At 67.4% G+C, this 7,188-nt stretch carries 9 protein-coding genes; all 9 read left to right on the top strand.

Translation table 11 applies throughout. The features are described 5' to 3' along the window. Positions 1 to 346 precede the first annotated feature (346 nt). On the top strand, positions 347 to 835 hold the full coding sequence (gene flgB / locus G3N62_RS33335; protein WP_034190309.1) for a flagellar basal body rod protein FlgB: 489 nt from the start codon (positions 347 to 349) through the stop codon (positions 833 to 835). Between the two features lie 37 nt (positions 836 to 872). Then, the gene (gene flgC, locus G3N62_RS33340) at positions 873 to 1,298 is read left to right on the top strand and encodes a flagellar basal body rod protein FlgC (RefSeq protein ID WP_034190310.1); all 426 of its coding nucleotides are present in this window, start codon (positions 873 to 875) and stop codon (positions 1,296 to 1,298) included. Positions 1,299 to 1,344: 46 nt separating this feature from the next. Next, positions 1,345 to 2,094 (top strand): flagellar hook assembly protein FlgD, encoded by a 750-nt coding sequence (locus G3N62_RS33345; RefSeq protein ID WP_034190311.1) that lies wholly within the window; start codon positions 1,345 to 1,347, stop codon positions 2,092 to 2,094. Between the two features lie 27 nt (positions 2,095 to 2,121). Continuing rightward, the gene (flgE, locus tag G3N62_RS33350) at positions 2,122 to 3,366 is read left to right on the top strand and encodes a flagellar hook protein FlgE (RefSeq protein WP_034190312.1); all 1,245 of its coding nucleotides are present in this window, start codon (positions 2,122 to 2,124) and stop codon (positions 3,364 to 3,366) included. Between the two features lie 19 nt (positions 3,367 to 3,385). After that, positions 3,386 to 4,144, top strand: coding sequence for a flagellar basal-body rod protein FlgF (gene flgF / locus G3N62_RS33355; RefSeq protein WP_034190313.1), 759 nt, complete (start codon positions 3,386 to 3,388; stop codon positions 4,142 to 4,144). 34 nt (positions 4,145 to 4,178) lie between these two features. Further along, on the top strand, positions 4,179 to 4,967 hold the full coding sequence (flgG, locus tag G3N62_RS33360) for a flagellar basal-body rod protein FlgG (RefSeq protein WP_006477564.1): 789 nt from the start codon (positions 4,179 to 4,181) through the stop codon (positions 4,965 to 4,967). Between the two features lie 21 nt (positions 4,968 to 4,988). After that, positions 4,989 to 5,678: a flagellar basal body L-ring protein FlgH gene (gene flgH / locus G3N62_RS33365; protein WP_034190314.1), complete on the top strand. Its 690-nt coding sequence runs from the start codon at positions 4,989 to 4,991 to the stop codon at positions 5,676 to 5,678. A 5-nt stretch (positions 5,679 to 5,683) separates the two neighbouring features. After that, the gene (locus G3N62_RS33370; RefSeq protein ID WP_034190346.1) at positions 5,684 to 6,868 is read left to right on the top strand and encodes a flagellar basal body P-ring protein FlgI; all 1,185 of its coding nucleotides are present in this window, start codon (positions 5,684 to 5,686) and stop codon (positions 6,866 to 6,868) included. Beyond that, positions 6,869 to 7,188: rod-binding protein (locus G3N62_RS33375; protein ID WP_206141454.1), on the top strand; the 320-nt coding region annotated here is incomplete at its 3' end. It abuts the gene before it with no gap.

Raw genomic sequence — 7,188 nt, forward strand, 5'->3', positions numbered from 1 at the left:
TCTCGCCGCGGCCGGGAATCACGATCATCCCGTCTTCCGCGTGCACGGCCGGTGCGGCGATCCACAGCGCCGCGGCGAGCACGCACGCACGCCGGACGCGCGTGAGCCGCCCGTTCCTGCCGCGAAGTGCGCTGTCCGTCATCGCCGTGTCCTCGATCCGTTGATCCGAGTTGCATTCTAGGGAGCCGGGCCGTCGCGCAAACGATGAATAGAGGGGGCCTTTGCCGCGTTATTCGCCCGATTGCCGGTTGCGTACGACGCCTACCATCGCTGTCATGGAAAAAAGCCTCTCGGGTCGCCATCCGGCGCGAGGGGCGTGCAGCGCTTCATACGGAGAGACGCACACATGCTGGACAAACTCGATGCGGAATTCGCGTTCGGCCGACAGGCGCTCGACGTGCGCGCCTACCGGCAGGAACTGCTGTCGTCGAACATCGCGAACGCCGACACGCCCGGCTACCAGGCCCGCGACGTCGATTTCGCGTCGACGCTCGCGCGCTCGCTGAAGCAGACGAGCGGCGGCCTGGCGCCGAGCAACGCCGCGCAGTTGCCGATGACGCAGCCGGCCGGCGTGACGAGCGGCATGTCGATGGTGTCGACGGCGGCCGGCCACATGGCCGGCACCGCGAAGCTGATCCCGACCGGCGGCCCGTCGGACGACTACGGCCGCGCGCAATACCGGATGCCGCTGCAGCCGTCGCTCGACGGCAACACGGTCGATCTCGACGTCGAACGCGTGCAGTTCGCGAACAACGCGCTGCACTACGAGACCGGGATGACCGTGATGACCCAGCAGATCAAGGCGATGATCGCCGCGATCTCGACGAACTCGTAAGCGCAACCGTACCCGAGCACACGCACCAGGAGCCACCATGCCTTCGTTGATGAACATCTTCGGCGTCGCCGGTTCGGCGCTGTCCGCGCAATCGCAGCGCTTGAACGTCACCGCGTCGAACCTCGCGAACGCCGACAGCGCCACCGGCCCCGACGGCAAGCCGTACAAGGCCAAGCAGGTCGTGTTCGCGACCGACCCGATCGGCGGCGCGCGCACCGCGTCCGGCCAGGGCGTGGGCGGCGTGCGCGTGACGAAGGTGATGGATGACCCGTCGCCGATGAAGTCGACCTACGACCCGGCGAACCCGGCCGCCGACGCGAACGGCTACGTGCAGATGCCGAACGTCGATCCGGTGCAGGAGATGGTGAACATGATCTCGGCGTCGCGCTCGTACCAGGCCAACGTCGAGACGCTGAACACCGCGAAGACGCTGATGCTCAAGACGCTGACGATCGGCTCGTAAGCCGCTCGCCCGCCGACCTCACAGACCCGACAGAAGGCCAACCAGGATGACTTCCTCCAGCACGACGATCGGCAGCAACGGCACGAACGTGTCGAACCTGCCGACCGACACGATGAACACCAACAACGTGTCGTCGACCAACGGCACGTCGGCGAGCGACCTGCAGGCGACGTTCCTGAAGCTGCTCGTCACGCAGCTGCAGAACCAGGATCCGACGAGCCCGGTCGACAGCTCGCAGATGACGTCGCAGCTCGCGCAGATCAACACGGTGAGCGGCATCGCGCAGCTGAACACGTCGCTGACGTCGCTGTCGACGCAGCTCACGGCCGGCCAGCAGACGCAGGCCGCGCTGCTGATCGGCACGAACGTGCTCGCGCCGGGCAATTCGGTCGCGGTGAAGAGCGGCGCGGCGTCGCCGTTCGGCGTGTCGCTCACGAGCGACGTGTCGAACCTGACGATCACCGTGAAGAACAGCGCGGGCGTCGTCGTCAACACGATCAACGCGGGCAAGCAGTCGGCCGGCACCGTGCCGTTCAACTGGACGCCGACCGACGCGGCCGGCAACGCGCTGCCGGACGGCGCGTACACGGTCAGCGCGCAGTACACGGGCACCGACGGCAAGAACTACGCGCCGACCGTGCTGGCGGCCGCCACGGTGCAGAGCGTGATCAAGCAGGCGGACGGCACCGCGGGGCTGGTGCTGTCGAACGGTACGACGGTCGGGCTCACCCAGGTCGCGTCGATCTTCCCGAACGTCAAGACGTCGTCCACGGCCGGCGACACCACCACCAACTGATCGAGCTTTCACGAAACGGAGATCGAAATGGGTTATCAACAGGGTCTGAGCGGCCTCGCCGGTGCCTCGAACGCACTCGACGTGATCGGCAACAACATCGCGAACGCGAACACGGTCGGCTTCAAGTCGAGCACCGCGCAGTTCGCCGACATGTACGCGAACTCGGTCGCGACGTCGGTCAACACGCAGATCGGCATCGGCACGTCGCTGAATGCCGTGCAGCAGCAGTTCGGCCAGGGCACGATCAATACGACGAACTCGTCGCTCGACGTCGCGATCAACGGCAACGGCTTCTTCCAGATGTCGAACAACGGCGTGACGACGTACTCGCGCGACGGCACGTTCCAGCGCGACAAGAACGGCTTCATCGTCGACTCGCAGGGCCGCAACCTGATGGGCTACGCGGCCAACGCGGGCGGCGTGATCAACACCGCGCAGACCGTGGCGCTGCAGGCGCCGACGACCAACATCGCACCGACCGCGACGACCAAGATCACCGGCCAGTTCAACTTGAACTCGCAGGACAAGACGCCGACCAAGACGCCGTTCGACCCGACCGACAACACGACGTACAACTACTCGACGTCGATCCAGGTGTACGACTCGCTCGGCGGTTCGCAGGCGGTCAACATGTACTTCGTGAAGTCGTCGGCCGGGACGTGGGAAGCGTACGCGGGCGTGCAGGGCGCCGCGACGGCGACCGACCTCGGCACGGTCACGTTCGATACGTCGGGCGCGATCAAGAGCACGACGACGGGCACGCCGCCGACGCCGACCACGTCGCTCGGCCAGTTCCAGTTCACCGTGCCGAACACCGACGGCTCGGCGACGCCGCAAAGCCTCACGCTCGACCTGACCGGCACCACGCAGTACGGCGGCAAGGACGGCGTGAACAACCTCGCGCAGAACGGCTATGCGAGCGGCACGCTGACGACCTACTCGATCGGCGCCGACGGCAAGCTGACCGGCAACTACTCGAACGGCCAGACCGCCGTGCTCGGCCAGATCGCGCTCGCGAACTTCAACAACCCGAACGGGCTGGTGAACCTCGGCGGCAACCAGTATGCGGAAACCTCCGCATCGGGCGTGCCGCAGATCTCCGCGCCGGGCAGCACGAACCACGGCACGCTGCAGGGCAGCGCGCTCGAAAACTCGAACGTCGACCTCACGTCGCAGCTCGTCAACCTGATCACCGCGCAGCGCAACTACCAGGCCAACGCGCAGACGATCAAGACGCAGCAGACCGTCGACCAGACGCTCATCAACCTGTAAGCGCGGATAACCGGCAGCCATGGACCGACTGATCTACACGGCGATGACGGGCGCGTCGCAGTCGCTCGACCAGCAGGCGATCGTCGCGAACAACCTCGCGAACGCGTCGACGACGGGCTTTCGCGCGCAGCTCGCGACGTATCGCGCGGTGCCGATGAATTTCGGCGACGGCAGCAACGTCGACCCGACGACGACGCGCACCTACGTGCTCGCATCGACGCCCGGCGCGGATTACGCACCGGGCCCGATCACGCGCACCGGCAACCCGCTCGACGTCGCCGTGCAAGGCGCCGGCTGGTTGTCGGTGCAGGTGGCCGACGGCAGCGAGGCGTACACGCGCGCCGGCAACCTGCACGTCGACGAGAACGGCCAGCTCGTCAACGCGAGCAACCTGCCGGTGATCGGCAACGGCGGCCCGATCTCGGTGCCGCCGAACGCGGAAGTGACGATCGGCAAGGACGGCACGGTGTCCGCGCTGATGCCGGGCGATCCGCCGACGGCCGTCGCGATCGTCGACCAGATGAAGCTCGTCAATCCCGATCCGGCCACGCTCACGCGCGGCAACGACGGGCTGTTCCGCACCGCCGACGGCAATCCGGCCGACGCCGACCCGAACGTGGTCGTCACGCCGAATTCGCTCGAAGGCAGCAACGTCAACCCGGTGACCGCGATGGTCGCGATGATCGACAACGCGCGCGCGTTCCAGCTTCAGTCGAAGCTGATCCAGACGGCCGACCAGAACGAGCAGTCGGCGAACCAGCTGCTCAACTTCAGCTGAGCGCCCGCGCCAGCCCACGCAGGAGAATCGACAAGTGAACCGTTCGCTCTACATCGCCGCCACCGGCATGAATGCGCAGCAGGCGCAGATGGACGTGATTTCGAACAACCTCGCGAACACCAGCACGAACGGCTTCAAGGCGTCGCGCGCGGTATTCGAGGATCTGCTGTACCAGACCATTCGCCAGCCCGGCGCGAATTCGACGCAGCAGACCGAGCTGCCGTCGGGCCTGCAACTCGGCACCGGCGTGCAGCAGGTCGCGACCGAGCGCCTGTACACGCAGGGCGGCCTCACGCAGACCGGCAACTCGAAGGACGTCGCGATCAACGGCGCGGGCTTCTTCCAGGTGCTGATGCCGGACGGCACCAACGCGTACACGCGCGACGGCTCGTTCCAGACCAACGCGCAGGGCCAGCTCGTCACGTCGAGCGGCTACCAGGTGCTGCCGGCGATCACCGTGCCGCAGAACGCGCAGTCGCTGACGATCGGCAAGGACGGTGTCGTGTCGGTCACGCAGCCGGGCTCGAGCAACGCGGTACAGATCGGCTCGCTGCAGATCGCGACCTTCATCAACCCGACCGGCCTCGAGGCGAAGGGCGAGAACCTGTTCGCGGAAACGACGTCGTCGGGCGCGCCGAACGTGTCGCAGCCGGGGCTGAACGGCGCGGGCGTGCTCAACCAGGGCTACGTCGAGGCGTCGAACGTGAACGTCGTGCAGGAACTCGTCAACATGATCCAGACGCAGCGTGCCTACGAGATCAACAGCAAGGCCGTGACGACGTCCGACCAGATGTTGCAGACCGTCACGCAGATGAAGAGCTAACCGGAAAGTCCCGCCGTCGCCATGAAGCAGGTCCGCCTCCTCCCGTCAGCCCCCGTCCGCGCAGCCTGCGCGGTCGCGGTGGCGGCGCTCGCCGGTTGCGCGCAGATTCCGCGCGATCCGATCATCCAGCAGCCGATGACGGCGCAGCCGCCGATGCCGATGTCGATGCAGGCGCCCGGCTCGATCTACAACCCGGGCTACGCGGGGCGGCCGCTCTTCGAGGACCAGCGGCCGCGCAACGTCGGCGACATCCTGACGATCATGATCGCGGAGAACATCAACGCGACCAAGTCGTCGGGCGCGAACACGAACCGGCAGGGCAACACCGACTTCAACGTGCCGACGGCCGGCTTCCTCGGCGGGCTGTTCGCGAAGGCGAACCTGTCGGCCACCGGCGCCAACAAGTTCGCGGCGACCGGTGGCGCGAGCGCGGCGAACACGTTCAACGGCACGATCACGGTGACCGTCACCAACGTGCTGCCGAACGGCAACCTCGTGGTCAGCGGCGAGAAGCAGATGCTGATCAACCAGGGTAACGAATTCGTGCGCTTCTCGGGCGTCGTCAACCCGAACACGATCTCGGGCGCGAACTCCGTCTACTCGACGCAGGTCGCCGACGCGAAGATCGAATACTCGTCGAAGGGCTACATCAACGAAGCCGAGACGATGGGCTGGCTGCAGCGCTTCTTCCTCAACATCGCGCCGTGGTGATGACGATGCAGACGACCCCGATCCGCCGCCTGTCGGCCCGCGTGCAAGCCGCCGCGCGGCTCGCCGTCGCGTTCGCGGCCGTGGCCGCGGCCTGCGTGTTCGGCGCGGCGCCCGCGCAGGCGGAACGCCTGAAGGACCTCGCGCAGATCCAGGGCGTGCGCGACAACCCGCTGATCGGCTATGGCCTCGTCGTCGGCCTCGACGGCACGGGCGACCAGACGATGCAGACGCCGTTCACGACGCAGACGCTCGCGAACATGCTCGCGAACCTCGGCATCTCGATCAACAACGGTTCGGCGAACGGCGGCCCGTCGTCGCTGAACAACATGCAGCTGAAGAACGTCGCGGCCGTGATGGTGACGGCCACGCTGCCGCCGTTCGCGCGGCCGGGCGAGGCGCTCGACGTGACGGTATCGTCGCTCGGCAACGCGAAGAGCCTGCGCGGCGGCACGCTGCTGCTCACGCCGCTGAAGGGCGCGGACGGGCAGGTGTACGCGCTCGCGCAGGGCAACATGGCGGTCGGCGGCGCGGGCGCCAGCGCGAACGGCAGCCGCGTGCAGGTGAACCAGCTCGCGGCCGGCCGGATCGTCGGCGGCGCGATCGTCGAACGCGCGGTGCCGAACGCGATCGCGCAGATGAACGGCGTGCTGCAGCTGCAGCTGAACGACATGGACTACGGCACCGCGCAGCGGATCGTGTCCGCGGTCAACTCGAGCTTCGGCCCGGGCACCGCGACGGCGCTCGACGGCCGCACGATCCAGCTCGCGGCGCCGGCCGATTCGGCGCAGCAGGTCGCGTTCATGGCGCGGCTGCAGAACCTCGACGTGAGCCCGGACAAGGCCGCGGCGAAGGTGATCCTGAACGCGCGCACCGGCTCGATCGTGATGAACCAGATGGTCACGCTGCAGAGCTGCGCGGTCGCGCACGGCAACCTGTCGGTCGTCGTCAATACGCAGCCGGTCGTGTCGCAGCCGGGGCCGTTCTCGAACGGGCAGACCGTGGTGGCGCAGCAGTCGCAGATCCAGCTGAAGCAGGACAACGGCGCGCTGAAGATGGTGACGGCCGGCGCGAACCTCGCCGACGTCGTGAAGGCGCTGAACACGCTCGGCGCGACGCCGGCGGACCTGATGTCGATCCTGCAGGCGATGAAGGCGGCCGGCGCGTTGCGCGCCGACCTGGAGGTCATCTAAATGGCAGCGAACCTTCCGAACGCGAACGACCTCACGCAGCGCTTCGCGCTCGACGTGCAGGGTTTCGATGCGCTGCGCGCGCAGGCGAGGCAGTCGCCGCAGGCCGGCGCGAAGGCGGTCGCGGGCCAGTTCGACGCGATGTTCACGCAGATGATGCTCAAGAGCATGCGCGACGCGTCGCCGGACGGCGGCCTGTTCGATTCGCATACGTCGAAGATGTACACGTCGATGCTCGACCAGCAGCTCGCGCAGCAGATGTCGACGCGCGGGATGGGCGTCGCCGACGCGCTGATGAAGCAGCTGCTGCGCAACGCCGGCGC

It is taken from the genome of Burkholderia sp. Tr-20355, assembly GCF_017104685.1.
GTDB lineage: Bacteria > Pseudomonadota > Gammaproteobacteria > Burkholderiales > Burkholderiaceae > Burkholderia > Burkholderia seminalis.